At 58.2% G+C, this 20682-nt stretch carries 19 protein-coding genes; 7 read left to right on the top strand and 12 right to left on the bottom strand.

Annotated features, from left to right (window positions below; all coding sequences use genetic code 11):
* Window positions 1–17: 17 nt before the first annotated feature.
* The 7 genes from argR to acs form a co-directional block, all read right to left on the bottom strand.
* On the bottom strand, window positions 18–998 hold the full coding sequence (gene argR / locus F8N66_RS23565) for a transcriptional regulator ArgR (RefSeq protein ID WP_150772450.1): 981 nt from the start codon (window positions 996–998) through the stop codon (window positions 18–20).
* A gap of 246 nt (window positions 999–1244) precedes the next feature.
* Window positions 1245–2009: an ABC transporter ATP-binding protein gene (locus F8N66_RS23560; RefSeq protein ID WP_150772449.1), complete on the bottom strand. Its 765-nt coding sequence runs from the start codon at window positions 2007–2009 to the stop codon at window positions 1245–1247.
* A 27-nt stretch (window positions 2010–2036) separates the two neighbouring features.
* Window positions 2037–3149, bottom strand: coding sequence for a M14 family metallopeptidase (locus tag F8N66_RS23555; RefSeq protein WP_150772448.1), 1113 nt, complete (start codon window positions 3147–3149; stop codon window positions 2037–2039).
* Between the two features lies 1 nt (window position 3150).
* Window positions 3151–3849 carry an ABC transporter permease gene (locus tag F8N66_RS23550; RefSeq protein ID WP_150772447.1) on the bottom strand — a complete coding sequence of 233 codons (699 nt, stop codon included), beginning with the start codon at window positions 3847–3849 and terminating at the stop codon, window positions 3151–3153.
* On the bottom strand, window positions 3846–4535 hold the full coding sequence (locus F8N66_RS23545; protein WP_095193266.1) for an ABC transporter permease: 690 nt from the start codon (window positions 4533–4535) through the stop codon (window positions 3846–3848). The genes F8N66_RS23550 and F8N66_RS23545 overlap by 4 nt, the downstream gene beginning before the upstream one ends.
* Window positions 4536–4625: 90 nt before the next feature.
* Entirely contained in the window at window positions 4626–5402 is a 777-nt protein-coding gene (locus F8N66_RS23540) for an ABC transporter substrate-binding protein (RefSeq protein ID WP_150772446.1), read from the bottom strand.
* A gap of 695 nt (window positions 5403–6097) precedes the next feature.
* Window positions 6098–8053 carry an acetate--CoA ligase gene (gene acs / locus F8N66_RS23535; protein WP_150772445.1) on the bottom strand — a complete coding sequence of 652 codons (1956 nt, stop codon included), beginning with the start codon at window positions 8051–8053 and terminating at the stop codon, window positions 6098–6100.
* Between the two features lie 468 nt (window positions 8054–8521).
* Here acs and F8N66_RS23530 point away from each other — a divergent pair, with 468 nt between their 5' ends.
* Window positions 8522–8785 carry a DUF2790 domain-containing protein gene (locus tag F8N66_RS23530; protein WP_150772444.1) on the top strand — a complete coding sequence of 88 codons (264 nt, stop codon included), beginning with the start codon at window positions 8522–8524 and terminating at the stop codon, window positions 8783–8785.
* A 539-nt stretch (window positions 8786–9324) separates the two neighbouring features.
* Window positions 9325–10572, top strand: a complete 1248-nt coding sequence (locus tag F8N66_RS23525; protein ID WP_150772443.1) for a ribonucleotide-diphosphate reductase subunit beta — start codon at window positions 9325–9327, stop codon at window positions 10570–10572.
* A 165-nt stretch (window positions 10573–10737) separates the two neighbouring features.
* Here F8N66_RS23525 and F8N66_RS23520 read toward each other — a convergent pair whose 3' ends face one another.
* Window positions 10738–11550, bottom strand: coding sequence for an HNH endonuclease (locus F8N66_RS23520; RefSeq protein WP_150772442.1), 813 nt, complete (start codon window positions 11548–11550; stop codon window positions 10738–10740).
* A gap of 228 nt (window positions 11551–11778) precedes the next feature.
* Between F8N66_RS23520 and F8N66_RS23515 the strand changes: the two genes are divergently transcribed.
* Window positions 11779–12738 carry a hypothetical protein gene (locus F8N66_RS23515; protein WP_150772441.1) on the top strand — a complete coding sequence of 320 codons (960 nt, stop codon included), beginning with the start codon at window positions 11779–11781 and terminating at the stop codon, window positions 12736–12738.
* Between the two features lie 27 nt (window positions 12739–12765).
* Here the strand turns inward: F8N66_RS23515 and F8N66_RS23510 are convergent, their stop codons facing one another.
* Together F8N66_RS23510 and bglX are read right to left on the bottom strand one after the other, a co-directional pair.
* Window positions 12766–13461, bottom strand: coding sequence for a DUF6933 domain-containing protein (locus tag F8N66_RS23510; RefSeq protein ID WP_150772440.1), 696 nt, complete (start codon window positions 13459–13461; stop codon window positions 12766–12768).
* A 48-nt stretch (window positions 13462–13509) separates the two neighbouring features.
* Entirely contained in the window at window positions 13510–15807 is a 2298-nt protein-coding gene (gene bglX / locus F8N66_RS23505) for a beta-glucosidase BglX (RefSeq protein WP_150772439.1), read from the bottom strand.
* A 224-nt stretch (window positions 15808–16031) separates the two neighbouring features.
* Here bglX and F8N66_RS23500 point away from each other — a divergent pair, with 224 nt between their 5' ends.
* Genes F8N66_RS23500 through F8N66_RS23490 form a run of 3 tightly spaced genes read left to right on the top strand, consistent with a single transcriptional unit; the run spans window position 16032 to window position 17071 of the window.
* Complete coding sequence (locus tag F8N66_RS23500; RefSeq protein WP_150772438.1) at window positions 16032–16349, top strand: helix-turn-helix domain-containing protein; 318 nt, start codon at window positions 16032–16034, stop codon at window positions 16347–16349.
* 46 nt (window positions 16350–16395) lie between these two features.
* The gene (locus F8N66_RS23495) at window positions 16396–16758 is read left to right on the top strand and encodes a type II toxin-antitoxin system RelE/ParE family toxin (protein WP_150772437.1); all 363 of its coding nucleotides are present in this window, start codon (window positions 16396–16398) and stop codon (window positions 16756–16758) included.
* Window positions 16751–17071, top strand: a complete 321-nt coding sequence (locus F8N66_RS23490; RefSeq protein WP_150772436.1) for a helix-turn-helix domain-containing protein — start codon at window positions 16751–16753, stop codon at window positions 17069–17071. The genes F8N66_RS23495 and F8N66_RS23490 overlap by 8 nt, the downstream gene beginning before the upstream one ends.
* 23 nt (window positions 17072–17094) lie before the next feature.
* On the opposite strand, the gene F8N66_RS23485 is transcribed toward F8N66_RS23490, so the two are convergent.
* Window positions 17095–18612 (bottom strand): amidase family protein, encoded by a 1518-nt coding sequence (locus F8N66_RS23485; RefSeq protein WP_150772435.1) that lies wholly within the window; start codon window positions 18610–18612, stop codon window positions 17095–17097.
* A gap of 131 nt (window positions 18613–18743) precedes the next feature.
* Window positions 18744–19802, bottom strand: coding sequence for an MBL fold metallo-hydrolase (locus F8N66_RS23480; RefSeq protein ID WP_150772434.1), 1059 nt, complete (start codon window positions 19800–19802; stop codon window positions 18744–18746).
* Between the two features lie 216 nt (window positions 19803–20018).
* On the opposite strand from F8N66_RS23480, the gene F8N66_RS23475 reads away from it, so the two are divergent.
* The gene (locus F8N66_RS23475; protein ID WP_150772433.1) at window positions 20019–20630 is read left to right on the top strand and encodes a TetR/AcrR family transcriptional regulator; all 612 of its coding nucleotides are present in this window, start codon (window positions 20019–20021) and stop codon (window positions 20628–20630) included.
* Window positions 20631–20682 lie beyond the last annotated feature (52 nt).

Genomic DNA, 20682 nt, shown 5'->3' with positions numbered 1-20682 from the left:
GGCCATGCACGTCAGGATTAACCGCGCTCCGACGGCACCGACGACAATTCGAACGGGCTGCTGCTGCGCCGCTGGTTGCGGTCTTCCCGCGGCGTGGCGCCGAAGAAATTGCGGTAGGCGCTGGAGAAGTGCGGCCCCGAGGAGAAACCGCACGACAGGCCGATCTGGATGATCGACTTGCTGGTTTGCATCAACATCTGCCGGGCCTTGTTCAGGCGCAGTTCCAGGTAATACTGGCTCGGCACACGGTTGAGGTATTGCTTGAAGATCCGCTCCAGCTGACGACGGGACACGCACACGTGCTGGGCGATTTCGTCGGTGGTCAGTGGCTCTTCGATATTGGCCTCCATCAGCAACACCGCTTGCGTGAGCTTCGGATGGCTGGAGCCAAGACGGTTCTGCAACGGAATGCGCTGACGCTCGCCACCTTCACGGATACGCTCGACCACCAGTTCTTCGGAGACCGCGCCAGCCAGTTCCGCACCGTGATCACGGGCCAGCACCGCCAGCAACAAGTCGAGCACCGACAAACCGCCACAGGCGGTCAGGCGATCGCGATCCCAGTCGAACAGGTGACTGGTGGCGATCACTTTCGGAAAGCGTTCGGCGAAATCGTCCTGCCAGCGCCAGTGCACCGCGGCGCGGTAACCGTCGAGCAAACCGAGCTGCGCCAACGGGTAGACCCCGGCGGACAAACCACCGATCACGCAACCGGCACGCACCAGCTGCTTGAGCGCGCTGCTGAGCGCCGGTGCCAGCGTGGTCGGTGGCTCGTCGGCCAGCAGGAACAGTTTCTGGAAATTCTCGAGCTTGCCGGTCCAGGCTTCGCCGGGCAATTGCCAGGCGCCTTCGCCCGGCGGTTCGGCTTGTAGGAAAGACAGTTCGTAGACCACATCAGGATGCACACGCTGGGCAACACGCAAGGCCTCCTCAGCCAGCGCAAGCGTCAGGGCTTTAGTGCTGGGCCAAATCAGGAAACCAATTCGATGGGCAGTCATGGCGGGCAATCCGAAACGAAAACAGTGATGAAGGCGTGGGCCAATGCTAGCCCGGAAATGAACGCAAATCTCAAAACCAACACAGGTCCACTGTAGGAGCGAGCCTGCTCGCGAAAGCGATGGATTAGTCGACACCTATGCTGGATGTCAAACCGCATTCGCGAGCAGGCTCGCTCCTACAAGGGATCGGAGCCAGCCTTTAATTTGCGAAGCATGCACGATCCTGGTGCACAACGGCAGTCCTGATTACTTAAGGCTGCCCGAGAGGAATTGCTGCAGACGTTCCGATTGCGGGTTCACCAGCACTTCACGCGGGTTGCCGCTTTCTTCCACCACACCTTTGTGCAGGAACACCAACTGGTTCGACACTTCGCGGGCAAAGCCCATTTCGTGGGTCACCACCACCATGGTCCGGCCTTCCTGGGCCAGGGCCTGCATCACTTTCAGCACGTCGCCGACCAGCTCAGGGTCCAGCGCCGAGGTCGGTTCGTCGAACAGCATGACTTCCGGCTCCATGGCCAGCGCACGGGCAATCGCCACGCGCTGCTGTTCGCCGCCGGACATGTGCCCCGGATAGGCGTCCTTGCGATGCGCCACGCCGACCTTGTTCAGGTAAAGCTCGGCTTTCTCACGGGCTTCTGCCTTGGACATGCCGAGCACATGCACCGGCGCTTCCATGATGTTTTCAAGGGCCGTCATGTGCGACCACAGGTTGAAATGCTGGAACACCATCGACAGGCGCGAACGCATGCGCTGCAGCTGTTTCGGGTCGGCGGCTTTCATCGCGCCGTCCTTGTTCGCCACCAGTTTCAGCTCTTCGTTATTGAGCAGGATACGGCCCGCGTGCGGCTGCTCCAGCAGGTTGATGCAGCGCAGGAACGTACTTTTGCCGGAGCCACTGGAGCCGATGATGCTGATCACATCGCCAGCCGCCGCCTTCAGGGACACGCCCTTGAGCACTTCGTGACTGCCATAGCGTTTATGCAGGTCTTGGACTTCAAGTTTGTACATGCGGTCGGTTCTCACAAAAACAGTCAGTCAGTCGTTGAGCAAGCGCCCGTGACGCAGCGCTTCGCGCCCCGCCACCTTGGCCAGCCAGAAACCGGGTTGGGCGTAACGCAGCCGTTCAATGGCAAACAGCACCCCGGACGTACCAGCACACACCGTGCTGACCCGATCCGCCAGCGGATCGATCACTTCGAAAATTTCGTCGCCGGCCTCGATCCACTCGCCGGGTTTACGCAGGAAACTCACCACGCCAGGGTGCGGGGCGAAGAGCATTTCGGTGCCTTCGAACGGCACGCCTTCGCAAGGCTCGTGCGCCGCATTCGGCCATTCGCCGCTGATCAGGCCCTGCTCGGCGAGGAACGCCAGAATGCCTTCGGCGTACGCCTCGGTCTCGGGGCGGCCGGTGTCGGACTGACCACCCAATTCAAGGGTAGTCGCCAGGCACGCCAGCGGAATCTGTGCGTCCGGAAACAGACGCGACAAACGCAGCCATGGCAGCGAACAGGCTTCATCGAAGGAGCTGCCGCCGGAATCTTCCGCCAGCAGGCCGACCTTCACATTCAGGTGCGCGGCCAGCGAGCGCCACTGCGGCCAGTGCTGTGGCAAGGCGTACATATGCAGCGCCGCCTCGCAATCGCAATGCAGGTCCAGCACCACATCGGCGGTGCAGGCATGGCTGAGCAGGACGCGCTGCATGCCCTGCAACTGGCTGCTGGCGGGCGGCAACGCAGCCAGCACATCGCTCATGGCCTGGCGGATCAAACGGATATTGGCGTGCGGGTCATCGCCCAGATGCCCCTCGAGTCGCGCGGCCACGGGCGCGCTCAGCTCGACGAAATCACGGTTGAAATTCTTGCCGCTGCCAGCCTCGAAGCGCCCTTGATGATTGCCCTGCAACAGCTGACCGAGGCCCAGTGGGTTGGCCACCGGTACCAGCTCGATCACCCCGTTCAGCAGGCCCTGGGATTCGAGTTCGGCCAGGCGTTTTTTCAGCGCCCAGGCCGTGCGCATGCCCGGCAGTTCATCGGCGTGCAGGCTGGCCTGGATGTAGGCCTTGCGCTCGCCGCTACCGAAGCGGAACACCGAAATCTGGCGCTCGCTGCCCAGGTGGCTCCATGGCAATACGTGATCGATGCGTTCCATATCAGTGCTTCCGCGGGGCGAGGTAGCCCAGCCAGCGACGCTCGGCCAGTTTGAACAGCTTCACCAGAATGAAGGTCAGGCACAGGTAGAACACGCCGGCGGTGATGTAGGCCTCGAACGGCAGGTAGAACTGGGCGTTGACCGTGCGCGCGGCACCGGTGATGTCGATCAGGGTCACGATGGACGCCAGGCTGGTGGTCTGCAGCATCATGATCACTTCGTTGCTGTACTGCGGCAGCGCCCGGCGCAGGGCCGACGGCAGCAGGATGCGCTTGTACATCTTGAAGCGCGACATGCCCATGGCCTTGGCCGCTTCGATCTCGCCGTTCGGCGTGGCCCGCAGGCTGCCGGCGATGATTTCGGCGGTGTAGGCGCTGGTGTTGATGGCGAACGCCAGGCACGCACAGAACGTTGCGCTGGACAGCCACGGCCAGAGGAAGCTTTCACGCACCGCTTCGAATTGCGCCAGGCCGTAGTAGATCAAAAACAGCTGCACCAGCATCGGCGTGCCGCGGATCACGTAGGTGTAGAGCCACGCCGACATGTTGACCACGGCGTTTTTCGACACCCGCATCAAGCCCAGCGGCAATGCACACAGCAGGCCGAAGAACAGCGATAGCGCGAGCAGTTTGAGGGTGGTCAGCAAGCCGCCGAAGTACAGCGGCAAAGCCTCCCAAATGACGTTGTAGTCGAAGATCATAGATCAGCCGCCCTTACGCCTACCGAGTAGCGCTTCTCAAGGTGACGCAATGCCAGCAACGAGACACTGGTGATCACCAGGTACAGCGCCGCCACTGCGAGGAAGAAGGTGAAAGGCTCACGGGTGGCATCGGCCGCCTGCTTGGCCTTGAACATCATGTCTTGCAGACCCACCACCGAAATCAGCGCGGTGGCCTTGGTCAGTACCAGCCAGTTGTTGGTGAAGCCCGGAATCGCCAGGCGAATCATCTGCGGCACCAACACCCGGAAGAACACCTGAAAACTGCTCATGCCGTAGGCCATGCCCGCTTCGGCCTGCCCCTTGGGGATCGCCATGAACGCGCCACGGAAGGTTTCCGACAGGTACGCCCCGAAGATGAAGCCCAGCGTGCCGATACCGGCGGCCAGCGGGTTCAGGTCGATGTACTCGTCATAGCCCAGCATCGGCGCGACGCGATTGAGCAGGTCCTGGCCGCCGTAGAAAATCAGCAGGATCAGCACCAGGTCGGGAATACCGCGAATCACCGTGGAATACAGATCGCCCAGCCAGGCCAGCCAGCGCACCGGCGACAGACGCAGCGCCACGCCGATCAGGCCCAGGACAATGGCCAGCGCCATGGACGACAAGGCGAGCTGAAGCGTCAGCCAAACGCCATCGAGGATGACAGCCCCGTAGCCTTTCAACATGATTCAGGTCCTCGAAAGTTGGGATGAAAAAATGGCGCAAACCTCAGAGATCCTGTTGCTTGCGCCATTCGGACTTGTCGCCGGGACGTATTACTTGCCGTAGATATCGAAGGCGAAGTACTTGTCCTGGATTTGCTTGTACTTGCCGTTCTCGCGAATGGCAGCGATCGCGGTGTTGATCTTGTCTTTGAGCGCGTCACCCTTGCGAACCGCGATACCCACGCCGTCGCCGAAGTATTTGACGTCGGTGAAGGCAGGGCCGACGAAGGCGAAACCTTTGCCGGCTTCGGTTTTCAGGAAACCGTCATCCAGCAGCGTAGCGTCTGCCACGGTGCCGTCGAGGCGGCCGGCGGCCACATCCAGATAAATTTCGTTCTGCGAACCGTAAGGCTTGATCTCGGCACCGAGCGGCGCCAGGACTTCGCGGGCGAAACGCTCGTGGATCGAACCACGCTGCACGCCGATATTCTTGCCCTTGAGCTCGGCCAGGTTGTCGCCGACCTGAGTGCCGGCCTTCATGACCAGGCGCGCCGGGGTGTTGTAGTACTTGTTGGTGAAGTCCACGGACTTCTTGCGGTCTTCAGTGATCGACATGGACGACAGGATCGCGTCGATCTTGCGCACCTTGAGTGCCGGGATCAGACCGTCGAACTCTTGCTCGACCCACACGCACTTGACCTTCATCTCTTCGCACAGGGCGTTGCCGATGTCGTAGTCGAAACCCACGATGCTACCGTCCGGTGCCTTGGACGCGAACGGAGGGTAAGCCGCCTCGATACCGATTTTCAGAGGTTTTTCATCAGCGAAGGTTGGCAAGGACAGCACGGCGGACATTGCCAGGGCGCCAAGCAGCACGAGTTTCTTCATCTTGGGACTCCATCGGTAAAGGGCTAAAACAGCAGAGTGAGCGACAGCCCAATATGCGAATGAGTGGAACCGGAAAGTGTTGCTGCGTCCTACATTACGCGTGCGAAATTTCAACACAGGCAACGACGAGCGAATGATCGGCATTCTAACGACAGGCCCGAAGCCGATATTTCTTCAATGCGACAACTAGTTACAGATGCACCGAGAAAGCCGTTTGAGCACGTTGACAGCCCTGCAAAATCATGCAAAGGCAAAAGAGGGTAAACCGATCTATGTAGCAAATTGCGGGCCTATTATTGGCAAACCCTTCTAATCCGGCAAGCTTGGCGTGGGATGTTATTTTTTTTTGGTGCTTTTGCAGTGTCCAGGCGGGATTGTGCGTTTCCCAATGCCCCGTATCAGCGCGTGAGGTTACACATTCAGTCGCTTGAAAACTGACAGGTAACAGTGGGAAAGCTCCTACAAGGGAAGTCGATAATTATTGGCTGCTGTTTGGGCGGTGTTTGTTAGATCGCATCGCGAGCAGGCTCGCTCCTACAGGGATCTTGGGTGGACACAAAACTGGTGAACGACGGAAAACCCTGTGGGAGTGAGCCTGCTCGCGATGAGGCCATAACAGCCAACACAAAACCCCAGGCAACAAAAAGCCCCACCAGACTCACGCCCGGCAGGGCTTCAATGACGCCAAACGCTACTTACGCCACATTCATCGTCTTGTGCGTATCAATCAAATGCTGCACCACACCCGGATCGGCCAGGGTAGAGATATCACCCAAGCCATCATATTCAGCCGTCGCAATCTTGCGCAGGATCCGGCGCATGATCTTGCCCGAACGTGTCTTCGGCAACCCCGGCGCCCACTGGATGACATCCGGCGAAGCAATCGGACCGATCTCCTTGCGCACCCAGTTTTTCAGCTCGAGACGCAATTGTTCGCTCGTCTCTTCGCCCGCGTTCAGGGTGACGTAGACATAAATGCCCTGCCCCTTGATGTCGTGCGGCACGCCGACCACGGCAGCTTCAGCGACTTTCGGGTGAGCGACCATCGCGCTTTCGATTTCGGCGGTGCCCATGCGGTGGCCGGATACGTTAAGTACGTCATCCACGCGGCCGGTGATCCAGTAGTACCCGTCGGCATCACGACGCGCGCCGTCGCCGGTGAAATACATGCCACGGAAGGTCTTGAAGTACGTATCGACGAAGCGGTCATGGTCGCCGTACAGCGTACGCGCCTGGCCCGGCCACGAATCGAGAATCACCAGGTTGCCCTCGGCCTCGCCTTCGATGATGTTACCCAGGTTGTCCACCAGGGCCGGCACCACGCCGAAGAACGGACGCGCCGCGGAACCCGGCTTGAGGCCGTGGGCGCCTGGCAGCGGGCTCATCATGTTGCCGCCGGTTTCAGTCTGCCACCAGGTGTCGACGATCGGGCAGCGGGACTTGCCGACATTCTTGTAGTACCAATCCCAGGCTTCCGGGTTGATCGGCTCGCCGACCGAACCCAACAGGCGCAGGCTGCTGCCATCGGCGCCCTCAACAGCGGCAGTGCCCGCGGCCATCATCGCGCGGATCGCCGTCGGTGCGGTGTAGAGGATATTGACCTTGTGCTTGTCGACGATCTTCGCCACCCGGGTGATGTCCGGATAGTTCGGCACACCTTCGAACAGCAACGTGGTCGCGCCATTGGCCAGCGGGCCATAGACGATGTAACTGTGGCCGGTGACCCAGCCGACGTCGGCGGTGCACCAGTAGATTTCGCCCGGACGGTAGTCGAACACGCGTTCATGGGTCATGGCAGCGTACAACAGGTAGCCGCCGGTAGTGTGCTGCACGCCCTTCGGCTTGCCGGTGGAGCCGGAGGTGTAGAGGATGAACAGCGCTTCTTCGGCGCCCATTTCTTTCGGCGCACACACGGTGCCCGCCACTTTCATCAGGTCTTCGTACCAGATGTCGCGGTGCTGGTTCCACTTGATGTCGCCGCCGGTGCGCTTGCACACGATGACTTTCTGGATGCTGTTGGTTTCAGGGTTGGTCAGCGCGTCGTCGACGTTGGCCTTGAGCGGGATCTTCTTGCCGGCACGAATGCCTTCGTCGGCGGTAATCACCACTTTCGAACGGCAGTCGATGATGCGGCCCGCCAGGGCTTCCGGCGAGAAACCACCGAACACCACCGAATGGATCGCGCCGATCCGGGTGCAGGCCAGCATGGCGACCACGGCTTCGGGAATCATCGGCATATAGATAGTCACCACGTCGCCGCGGTGCACGTCCTGGCCGCGCAAGGCGTTGGCGAACTTGCAGACTTCTTCATGCAGTTCGCGGTAGGTGATGTTGCGGCTTTCGGAAGGGTCATCCCCTTCCCAGATGATTGCGACCTGATCGCCGCGCTCGGCCAGGTGACGGTCGAGGCAGTTGTAGGAAACGTTCAAAGTGCCGTCGGCGAACCACTTGATGTCGACATGGTGATCGTCGAACGACGTCTGCTTCACCGTGGTGAAAGGCTTGATCCAGTCGAGGCGCTTGGCTTGCTCGCGCCAGAAACCGTCCGGGTTGACGACCGACTGCTGGTACATGGCCTTGTAGGTCGCCTCGTCAGTCAGCGTATTGGCCAGAACCTCGGGACGAACGGGATACAGGGAAGCCGCACTCATCTTTCTTACCTCGGTGGAATAGTTGTTTTTGTATGGCCCCCGTTTTAGCCGGGCCGGGCCTATAGAACCATTCGACGATGGTAGTAACAAGGCCATACAAATTGTCCTGAATAGCCCCACTCCGGGCACCGCCCCCCGTCTGTAGGAGCTGTCGCAGGCTGCGATCTTTTGCTTGATCTTCGTAATGTCGCTGAAACGCAGATCAAAAGATCGCAGCCTGCGGCAGCTCCTACAGGAACACATCGGGGTTTGAGGGATTGTTACAGGATCTGTCAAAGGTGTTTATCAAAAGCATGGCTATATGAATCCCACCCCCGCCCCTAAAATCTGCCTCGCCAACCCGGCAATCTGAGTTAACCAAGTTACAGCCCCCACGAAGGCAGTTAACCCAAACCAAGTAGTGCAGTTCCACACGCAACCCCAAAAAGGTTGCGTGACCCCATTCGACCTCAAGAAGGTAAACATTAGATGAAAGCTTTATTGGTACTGGCCCTCAGCAGTCTGTGCTTAACCGCCATGGCAGACGAGGCCCAGACTGATGTCGCACAGCAACAACCGGCAATCGAGGATTACACTTACTCAATGCATCTGGACATCGCCAAAGTTATTTCCATGAGCGAAGTACCGAATGTGTGTGAAGTGGTCCCGATGAAAATGGAATACGACGACTCCAAAGGCCAACGCCATATCTTGCGCTACAGCATCATGGGCAATGGCTGCTCCAGCGGTTGACAAGACTGCACCGAATCGCACCGTTTCAGCTCATCGCTGAAGGTCGATTTCAGCCCGGCTTCGGTCGGGCTCAGTTGTGTCTGGAGTCCTCGAAAAGCGTTTCCAAACACAAGATGTAGTGAAAAAACCCTTTTTTTGATCATTTCTTGATCAAAACCGAAATCAAGCGTTTTTTACGAAAAAAAATCTTCACCCGCCAAAGCCCTGTAAACCCTCGCTCCGACCGAAAAACCCGCCCTCTCGACCGCTTCATGCGCGGATTCGCCCCACCACGGCCGCAAAAATTTCCCTATAATGCCGCCTTAAACGGGCCTGCAATATCCCCTTACAGGGATGACAGCCAGTCTGAAGCCCACGCCGAAGTCCTCACCGATTTCTGCGCCGTCAGCGGCTCTCGGAACCCCGTACAAAATTATGTTTATTTGCCTGCGTGTACCGCTGCAAAAAACGCTATCCAACGCGGCCAGTACGGCCCGGTGAAAAACCAGACCATCCATTTTCACACGGGCAACTGGCCCTCACGCAGGAGACGACACGTCATGCTGAGCTGGGACGAATTCGACAAAGAAGACACGGAAGTAGTGGCCAAGAGCGCCAACGCCGGCCACGCCACCGAAGCCAATATGGACCGTCTCGACAGCGCCGGCGGTGCCGCCGCCCTGGAAGCCCGCGCCGTGACCGCCGCTGACTCCGCCGCCGTCGCCCGCGCCAAGGCCGCCCTGGATTCCCTCGACGTCGCCGAAGGCCTCGCCGAACTCGAAGGCGCCTCCGCCCGTGTCGCCGTTGACGAAAAGCGCATGATCAATTGCCGCGCCGACCTCAACCAACTCGTACCCTTCAAGTACGACTGGGCCTGGCAGAAATACCTGGACGGCTGCGCAAACCACTGGATGCCGCAAGAAGTCAACATGACCGCCGACATCGCCCTCTGGAAAAACCCGGAAGGCCTGACCGACGACGAGCGCCGCATCGTCATGCGCAACCTCGGCTTCTTCTCCACCGCCGACTCCCTGGTCGCCAACAACCTGGTCCTGGCCGTCTACCGCCTGATCACCAACCCGGAATGCCGCCAGTACATCCTGCGCCAGGCGTTCGAAGAGGCGATCCACACCCACGCCTACCAGTACTGCATCGAATCGCTGGCCATGGATGAAGGCGAAATCTTCAACATGTACCACGAGATCCCATCGGTCGCGAAAAAAGCCACCTGGGGCCTGAAATACACCCGTTCGATCTCCGATCCGAAGTTCGAAACCGGCACCGTCGAAACCGACAAGGAACTGCTGCGCAACCTGATCGCCTACTACTGCGTCCTGGAAGGCATCTTCTTCTACTGCGGCTTCACCCAAATCCTCTCCATGGGCCGTCGCAACAAAATGACCGGCGTCGCCGAGCAGTTCCAATACATCCTGCGCGACGAATCCATGCACCTGAACTTCGGCATCGACGTGATCAACCAGATCAAAATCGAAAACCCGCATTTGTGGGATGCCGAGATGAAGGAAGAAGCTTCGCAGATGATCCTGCAAGGCACCCAGCTTGAGATCGAATACGCTCGCGACACCATGCCTCGCGGCGTGCTGGGCATGAACGCGGCGATGATGGAGGATTACCTCAAGTTCATCGCTAACCGTCGCCTGTCGCAGATCGGGTTGAAGGAAGAGTACCCAGGGACGACTAACCCGTTCCCTTGGATGAGCGAGATTATGGACTTGAAGAAAGAGAAGAACTTCTTTGAGACTCGGGTTATTGAGTACCAGACCGGTGGGGCTTTGAGCTGGGATTGATTCCTGAGCTTGCCGGGATTTGACGATATAGATCGACAAACCGAAAAATTAAGAGCCCCGATCTGATCGGGGCTTTTTATTGGGTAAGAAAATTCTTACTCATTTCGATTTTTTCCGCCAAAACTCCCACAGCAGTCGCACTCCCTATTACTCCACCTAATTAACCTAGGTTAGATCGTCGAAAACCCAACGACCATTGAGAAGGCCTCTCAACTGCCCAATGCTTAGCAGCTGTTGAGGATTTCTATGAACAACCGCGTGGCAATTTGCGCAGAGTGTAATCAAGTCAGTAACTGGATCGACGACCTGGTCCCCGTCGAATTCAGAAATAGGTTTCACGTGATGTACATGGATAAAGCCTTTTGCATGCGTACCGTAGGCTTTTTCAAAGTCGAAATCACAGGCTTTGCATCGAAGCCCATGGATAGCGATTGCTTGAAGCCTAAGTTTTGGACAGCGCTCATACCTCACACCGTAATAGGTTATTTTTTTTCCTTCAGTCCCGATAACTCTCGTCTCAAACGTCTGTTCACTGTCGATTAGATTAAAGTCGTCGAACTGCTCCGACTTCAGAACAGCATGGGTGCAGATGGCGTCAAATACGGCTTGATCAACGAAACGTACACCATTGCGCCAGTAGTTACTCTTCAACTCCAGGGGGATTTTCTCTAGGTACTCCCCGTCAAGCTTGATCGGAACTGCAGATTCAAAGGGCTTGAAACCACCAATAAAAGCGAACATATCACCTTGCGTGCTGTTCTCATCCGCCTGAACCTTTTGAATTCGAGCAACGCCAAAATAATGAGGATTGGCGCTCAGACGCTGATCCGAAAAAGCCTTTTTCTTCATCTTCCCTTTGTAATACAGCACCTCCGTTCCTTCAGTGAGAATCGACCGGTATCGCTTCGGGAAGTGATATTGGACCCCGGTTTCGTCGTCCCACTTCGATTCATCATTTTCGGCAATGACAGCTGGCATCCACTCATCCTCCTATCAGAGGATGAAGACTACCAAATTTGACGATAACTCCTACACGATTGACAGATAACCCTCACAACCAACTCGAAACAGAGCCTCTGAGATCTCGAACAAGGCTATGACGCTGCCCGGAATATGAAACCGTCGGTGCGACTAAGTTGAATTAACAGATGCGCCATCACGCTCCTCCCGCTATTAATACCCTTCCCTCTCACGGACCCGCCCCCCATGAAATTCGACCTCGCCTACTGCCTCAGCCTCGACGCCAAGCTGTCGATCTACGACGTACGCGATCTCAATTTCGACGAGACCCAGACGTTCGATTCCGCCCAGGAACATTTCCAGTGTCCTAACGATGCCTGTCGTTCGGCGTTCGATGCGGCGAATGGATTGGGGACGTTCAATGCCAGGAATGTGAACTACGTGCGCACGCCGCATTTCAAGAACCTGCCGGGTACACGGCATGTCGAGGGATGTCCTTATGTGAGTCTGAAGGCGCCGGCGTCAGGTGTGGACGCCGAAGCGGATGACAGCCGCGAGGAGCATTTCCCATCGGAGTTGTTGCTGACGCGGCGTCAGTATGTACGCAAGCCGCGCAGCCCGGAGGGGGCGGCGGAGGTTGCGAGGGATGAGGTGATCAGGTCTTCAGCGGACACTCACGTCGAGCATCCCACTCAGGATTCAACACCGGACAAGACCAGCGTCTTCGCCCACCCGGTGGAGTGTTTCGTCTCGAACTACGAAGACAAAGAGCTGCTCAAGCGCACACCGCTGAAGATCGGCGAGCACACCGCAACCTACGGCGCATTCTTCAAGAAGATCGAGTATTTGCAGGACAACAAGGGCCTGATCTATTGGGGCAAGATCAAGGAGATCAAGGACTACACCCAAAGCTTTCGCATCGATTTCGAGAAGAAGGTCTGGTTCGAGAAGAAGCCGTACTCAGTGAACGTTTACCTGAGCAAGAAGCTGATCGACACCTACCGCAAGCGCAAGGCGTTTCTTGCGGAGATCAAGCATGCGATCGAAAGTGGGCGGGCGTTGTATTGCTTCTTTTATGGAGTGACGCCTGAGCTGAAGCAAGTGCCGAGCAAGAAAAACCCCGAGCAGACGTTCGGGGTGTTCAGTGCCAATATCGAGAATCTGGATCACTTGATTGTGCGGGAGGCGCCAGGGCTGGAGGGCTAGAACGGTATCCAGCGTTGTGTGAATCGCTTATTGCTCTTGGCTTCCAAGTTGATCCTGGAGCGCCCATATTTCCCGCTTCACTTCCATACGCCGCTCAAGGGCAGCGTGAATGCCTGACTCATCAAGCTCGCAGTAACGGCCCAACCAGTGAGCGACCATTTCCTCATCCGGATAGTAAAAGTCCTTGTGGCCTTTGCTGCTTCGTGGCGTGTCATTCATATCGCCATCGAAGCGTCCGGCTGAAAACTCGTCCGAAGGCAAGGTCCCCCATTCGGCGGCGCAATCCTCGAAAACCCAGGAAATTTCACTGATATGTTTTTGCGCACCACGATGACCGCGTTTGTAAAAGGCGTACTCACGGCAACCCTCCTGGAAACGCTCCATCATCTGCTCGGCATCAACCCAGCTAAGAATGTCGTGGTTCCCGGCATGACGGATCAACCCCTCTACCCAACGGTCGGCGAACCGTCGAATGAAACCTTCGATATCCGCCTTTTTCGCGTCCGCGAAAATCATGCAATAACGGGTTTGCACATGGATGACGTACAGCACGTGTTTGCGTTGCACCGTGGTGGCGTGAACCAGCCACTGCTCAGCAAATTCACCGGTCTCATCGTCCTCGATGACGGGCGATAGCGGCTTCTCGACTGGCGTGATTTTTTTGCCCTTGTGCACGCGGCTGAAGAAATTACTGGCCGCTTCGGTGCAGTTGAAGATCAACATGCCTGATTCCATCTTCAGTGAATCGAAGACAACAGCTTGGCAGGCCACTCAAAACAACTCAAACCGCCGCTCCTTCACATCCCGCGAATCCAGCCCGATCATCACACTGAACGCGCCCGCCTCAGCCGCATGCTCCAGTTGTGCATTGTAGAACTTCAGGTCTTCTTCGCTCAGGTTGAAGTACAGGGTTCTTTCTTCCCCGGCTTGCAGCAGGATTTTCTGATAGCGCTTGAGTTCTTTGACCGGGCGGCTGATCGAGGCGCTGATGTCGCGCAGGTAGAGTTGCACCACGGTTTCGCCGGCGCGTTGGCCGGTGTTTTTCAGCACCACGCTGGCGCCCAGGACTTCGCCGCGCTTGAGGCTTTGCCGGGTCAGGGTGATGTCCGAGAGGCTGAATTGGGTGTAGCTCAAACCGAAACCGAACGGATAAAGCGGACCATTCTGTTCATCGATGTAGCGGGAGGCGACTGCTCGCGGCGCATCGGCTTGAGGGGGTTTGCTGGTGTTCAGGTGGTTGTAGTACGTAGGCACCTGACCCACCGAGCGTGGGAAAGTGATGGGCAGTTTGCCGGACGGATTGTAGTCGCCGAACAGCACATCGGCGATGGCGTTGCCGCCCTCGGTGCCGCTGTACCAGGTTTCCAGCACCGCATCGGCCATGTCGTGTTCCTTGCCGATGGACAGCGGGCGGCCATTCATCAGGACCAGCACCAGGGGTTTTCCGGTGGCTTTTAGCGCGCTGATCAGCCGTGCCTGATACCCGGGCAAACCCAGGCTGGCGCGGCTGGCGCCCTCGTAGGACATGCCGCGGGACTCGCCCACGACTGCCACCACGACATCGGCCTGTCGAGCGACGTCCACCGCTTCCTGCAACATGCGCGTCGGCGAACGCGGGTCGACTTCTACATCGGCGGGGTTGGCGCCGGGAACGTTGAGGTAGTCCAGGATGCGAGGGTCATCCGTGACATCGGCGCCCCGCGCGTATAACAACCGGTCCGGCGCATCGAGGGCATGGGCGATGCCGTCGTACACCGACACCGCCTGGGCAGAGGTGGCGATGGAGCTCCAGTTGCCCAGGATGTCGAGCCGACTCTTGGCCAACGGCCCGACGACCGCGATCCTGGCGGACTTGTCGAGCGGCAGCGCGTTGCGTTGATTTTTCAACAGCACCAGGCTTTTGCGGGCAACGTCCCGGGCCTGTTCGCGGTGCATTCGCGTTTCGGCATGAATGTCCGCGGGGTCATCCTTCGCGGCACCGATGCGCAGGTAAGGGTCGGCAAAAAGTCCCAGGTCGTACTTGGCGCCCAGGACTTCTCTGACAGCATCATCGACTTCTTCCTGCGATACCGCGCCTGAACGCAACAGGCCCGGCAGTTCATCGCGGAACAGCGTGTCGGACATGCTCATGTTGAGCCCGGCCCTGATCGCCAGCATGGCCGCCTCGCGATCGGTGCTGGCCACACCGTGGCTGACCAGATCGGCCACGGCATTGAAGTCGCTGATAATCAGGCCCTTGAAGCGCCATTGCTTGCGTAGCAGGTCGCGGATCAACCAGGTATTAGAGGTGGCGGGCACACCGTTAATGGCGATGTAGGTCAGCATCATCGCGCCCACGCCCGCCTTCACCGCCGCGTGGTAGGGCGGCAGATAATCCTGGTACATGCGCGGCAGGCTCATGTCCACCGAGTTGTAGTCACGCCCGCCTTCCGGGGCACCGTAAAGAGCGAAATGCTTGGCGCTCGCCATCACGTTGCCAGCTGCGCCAAGGGTACTGCCCTGCAACGCCTGCACCATCGTCGAGGTGTAGAGCGCGGACAGCCAGGCATCTTCGCCCCAGCCTTCCGACGCCCGGCCCCAACGCGGGTCCCGTGTGATGTCGACCATGGGCGAAAACACCATGTCCAGGCCGTCGGCGCTGGCTTCTTGCGCGGCGATGCGGCCGGCGAGCGTGATCGCACCGGTGTCCCAGGTGGAGGCCAGGCCGATGCCAATTGGAAAGATCGTGCGATGGCCATGGATCACGTCGTAGGCGAAAAACAGCGGGATCTTCAGGCGACTGCGCAGGGCTGCGTCCTGGAATTCGCGGAGGTCGGCACGGCCTACCGCGTAAAAAATGCCACCCAACCGCGACGCCGCAGCCTCTTCAAGCAACTGTTCCCGTGGCGATTGCACGCCGATGCAGTTCAACCTGAGCTGGCCGATTTTTTCTTCGGTCGTCATCTGCCGCAGCAAGTTTTCGATGAAGTGGGCCTTGGCGGCAGCCGATGTCTGATCAGAGAGCCGTTGTGCCACAACGGGCGCGCTCGCCAGAAAGGTGATCAGCATCAGCCAGGCAATTGTTCGCATCGTCTTCCGTCTCGGTGGGCCTGTGTGCCCAGCGTCCCTTAATCGCAAGACAGCGTCTACTGTCACTTATGACAGGTGTCATCGACCTCAGCCGGCGAATGGAAATGCCTACCGCCCGTCCGACTCCATGGAATCATCCGAAAAATCAATTTGATCCGCGCTCAAAACAACTGTACAAAAACACAGTACATTAATGACCAACACTCTCGAGCCCGGAGAACACCATGGCCTCTCAAGCGATGAAAATCACCCTGGAACGTATCGCCCTTTTCCAATTCACCCCGGCCCACTGCGCCCAGGCCCGAGCCATGCTGGGCTGGAGTGTGGACGAACTGGCGCGGGAATCCGGGGTTTCGGTGGACGCTATCCAGCGTTTCGAGGCAAAGCGCGAGGTCGCGGATGTCACCCGGTTGGCGTTGGCGTACCGGTTTGAGTCAGAGGGGCTGGTGTTTTTCCCGGGGTTTGCGCCGGGGCGCGGGATGAATGTGAAAGGCTCGACGCAGAATCCGGCGGGGCGGGCGGATTTTGCGATGGTGGAGTGAGCGAAAGCATCGATTGACGATTATTCCCAAATAGGTATATTTTCGCATGAGTACAAGGAAGTCACTCCTGTGGGTTGGCAGCAGTAAGAAAGATCTCAAGCAGATGCCTTCAGATGTACAGGACGTTTTTGGTCATGCTCTGGATCTGGCACAAAGCGGCAAGAAGCATGCGGATGCAAAGCCTCTTAGGGGCTTTGGAGGTGCGGGGGTCCTTGAGTTGGTTGAGGACTTCAATACGAACACCTACCGTGCCGTTTATACCGTTAGTTTTGGCAGCTCTATTTATGTTCTGCATTGCTTCCAGAAAAAGTCGACGTTTGGCATCAAGACCGCGCAGCACGACATCGATCTGATCAGGACGCGACTTCAAGCAGCGCAAGATCATGCGAAAGGATTGAAAAATGGTTGAAATCGAAGAGAGCAGCGGGAACGTCTACAAAGACCTGGGAACGCCAAACGCCAGTGAAATGCGGGTCAAATCGCAGCTGGCGGCAAAAATTGGTGAAATCATCAAAGCCCGGCATCTGACTCAGGTCCAGGCATCAGAAATCCTGGGGCTGTCGCAACCCAAGCTTTCCGAGATGTTGCGCGGGAAGTTTCGAGGGATCAGTGAAGCCAAGATGATGGAATGCCTTTTACTGCTCGGGCGGGACGTGCAAATCGTCGTCAAATCGGCCCCACGATCACGAAAAGAGGGCCGACTTGAAGTGGTCTTCACCTGATTCGCTACTTTCTCCCTCTCACTTCACGGCTTGAACGCAGGTGCCCGCCGCGCCTGTGAGGCTTGCTCATAACCGTAGGCCAATGCCAGGAGCCTGGCTTCGCTCCAGCGAGGCCCGAAGAAGAAAATCGAAGTGGGCAGCCCGTCATCGTCCATTCCGGAAGGCACCATGACGCCGGGGTATCCCGCCAGCGGAACGATGTTCATGGCAGGCGAACCGACATCCGATACGAGGGCATCCAGTTGATGCGTTGCCAGCAATTGATCGATGGCAGCAGCGTTTTCACTTTGAATCTTCTGCCAGAGCTGATTGTAGGTTTGCTCGTCGAAGACAACACGGCAGGCGGCAATCAACATGCTCTGGCCATGACCCTTGGAATCGCGGGTATTGAATTGCAGAAGGTCTTCCAGTGTCTTGGCGGGAATGGTCGTTCGAGATGCCAGGTAGGGAGGCAGTTCGCGTTTGATGCCCATGTAAAAGGCGTCGTCCAGGCCTTCTGTACCCGGATCGCTCATTTCCACGGGAATCAACGTTGCACCCGCCGCCTGCATGAGTTCCAACGCTTGGGAAAACTGAGGATCGATCAGGAGCGGCAAAGCGCTGCGATCGAATTTGGCGGGGTAGCCGATTCGCTGTCCAACCAGGGCATCGGGACGCAACAGCGTGGTGTAGTCCAGCCAATTCAGCACATTGGGTTTTTTAATCGGATCGGCAGCATCGTCACCGGCCATGGCATTCAACAGGAGTGCGGCGTCGCGAACGGTGCGCGCCATGGGGCCCGGCGTATCCAGCTTGAGCGTAACGGGGACGATGCCGCTGCGGCTTAACAGGCCCACCGTGGGTTTGATGCCCACTACACCATTGAAGGACGCCGGACAGATGATCGAGCCGGCAGTCTCCGTTCCGACGGACAGAGGAGCAAAACCTGCAGCGGCGGCAGCGGCGGCGCCTGAACTGGAACCGCAGGGATCCTTACTCAGTACGTGCGGATTTTTGGTTTGCCCGCCGCGTCCGCTCCAGCCACTGGGGATGGCTGCGTCGCGAAAATTTGCCCACTCACTGAGATTGGTTTTACCGAGAATCACCGCGCCGGCCGCCCTGAGGCGTTGCACGATAAAGGCATCCTGCGCGGCGGGTTGCCCGACCATGGCCAATGAACCGGCACTGGTCTGCATTTGATCGGAGGTATCGATATTGTCCTTGAGCAATACCGGGATGCCATGCAGCGGTCCCCGGATGTGCCCGCCCTTTCGCTCCTGGTCCATCGCTTCGGCCATGGCCACGGCATCTGGGTTCAGCTCGATGATGGCATTGATCGCCGGTCCGTTTTTGTCCAGGGTTTCGATCCGCTGTAACAAGTGCCGAACCAGCCTGGCGGAGCTCAGTTGACCGCGATCCATCGCCTGGTTGATTTCATCGACACTCATGTACTCCAGCCTGGTTTCCGGTGCGGCGACCTGCGCCCAGGCTGCGCTTGCGGCCATCGAAAACAGGGCCATTACCGCCAGCCGCTTCATGCCGCCGTTTAACGTTACGTCCATGTAAAAAATCCCTATGACTGATGTCGAGTGAATGATTTCACCCGTGTTTCAGCCTATAGAAACGGCCGAAATTATCCGTCATCGCAGATCGCAGACGCTCGTACGATTGGTCGCGCCTGTTTGTAGTCGTCTCACCCGACGCTGGGTCGATCCTCATACACCCGCTGTTCAACGTCCAGCCACCAGGCGCCACCACGCTGCGGATGCGTCAGGTTAAAGGCCTCGCCCATCTGCGGTGTGGCAATCGAAACGCTGCGCTCCCAGGCCAGGGCCAGGATACGGTCGAAGGGTTCGTACCAGGCGTGCATCGACAGGTCGAAAGTGCCGTTGTGGATCGGCAGCAGCCAGCGCCCCTTGAGGTCCAGATGAGCCTGCAAGGTCTGTTCGGGTTGCATGTGCACATGCGGCCATTCGACGTTGTAGGCGCCGGTTTCCATGAGGGTCAGGTCGAATGGGCCGTATTGCTCGCCAATACGTTTGAAGCCGTCGAAGTAGCCACTGTCGCCGCTGAAGAAGATGCGCGTGTCGCCATCGATCATCACCCAGGAGGCCCAGAGCGTGCTGTTGCCGTCGAACAGGCCGCGACCGGAAAAATGTTGCGAGGGGGTAGCGATGAAGCGAATGCCCTCGACCTCGGTGCCCTGCCACCAGTCCAGTTGCCGGACCTTGCTGGCGTCGATGCCCCACTTGACCAGGGTATCGCCCACGCCCAGCGGGGTGAGGAAATACTTGGCCTTGTCCGCGAGTTGCAGCACCGCCCGATAGTCCAGGTGGTCGTAGTGATCGTGGGACAGGATCACCGCCTCAATCGGCGGCAATTGGTCCAGGCTGATCGGTGGCTGGTGAAACCGCTTGGGGCCGGCCCACTGCACTGGCGAGGCGCGCTCGGCAAAGACCGGGTCGGTGATCCAGAATTTGTCACGCAGTTTGAGCAACACGGTGGAGTGGCCCAGCCGGTAGACGCTGTGGTTTGGCGCTGCGATCAGCGCCGCTTGTGTCAGGGTTTGTACCGGGACTGCTGCGCTCGGGCGGGTATCGCGGGGTTTGTGAAAAATCACGTTCCACAGGATGCGCAAGGTTTTACGAAACCCTTCGCGCTTCACCGGGGCATGGTTACGGTATTGCCCTTGCAGCTGACGGGAAGCTTCAGGTGTGGCGGCGTCTTGCGCCGTAGTAGTGGAACTGGCCATGACTGAATGACTCCAGAAAAACCGCGCACTGCACGATTTTCCGCTGTGGGACGATAAATGGCCAAGGCACGCACGCATTAGCCGCAAACACTATTATCCACCGCACAGGATTAACAAAACATTACACTGCACAGTGTAGTTTCTAGGTTGCAACAAAGCCGATCACAAGTAAACTGCCTGGTGTAGTTTTTTCCCATTCACTGCCGAAGCGTATTTATGACAGCTCTCCTGCGCCTGACCGACCGAAAACGCGAAGCCATCATTCAGGCGGCGATTGCCGAGTTCCGCGCCAACGGTTTCGACATCACCAGCATGGACAAGATCGCCGCCACGGCCGGTGTGTCGAAACGCACGGTATACAACCACTTCCCCAGCAAGGAAGAGTTGTTCGCCGAGATTCTCAACCAATTATGGGCGCGGGTGACCGCAGAGCGGGTCACCCCCTATCAACCCGATCTGCCGCTGCGCGACCAGTTACGCCCCCTGTTGCTGGCCAAACTGCAGATGCTCGGCGATGACAATTTTCTCGATCTGGCGCGGGTCGCGATTGCGGCGACCATCCATTCCCCGGAGCGCGCACAGAACATGGTGGCCCGCATGGGGGAACGCGAAGAAGGCCTGACGGTGTGGATTCGCGCCGCCCAGGCCGATGGCCGGGTGAAAGCGGTCGCTGCGGAATTCGCGGCCCAGCAAGTCCAGGGACTGCTGAAATCCTTTGCGTTCTGGCCGCAAATTTCCATGGGGCAGCCCAGCTTGTCGCCCGACATGCAAAGCGCCGTGGCGGAGTCGGCGCTGGACATGTTTCTGGCCTGCTACCAAGTGCAATAAATGACAATGTCGACTGGGTGATCGCACGGTTGATCGTGCTGAATCCAGCACC

It is taken from the genome of Pseudomonas fluorescens (genome assembly GCF_902498195.1).
Lineage (GTDB): Bacteria > Pseudomonadota > Gammaproteobacteria > Pseudomonadales > Pseudomonadaceae > Aquipseudomonas > Aquipseudomonas fluorescens_BU.
This window is presented reverse-complemented; position numbering and strand designations above follow the sequence as displayed.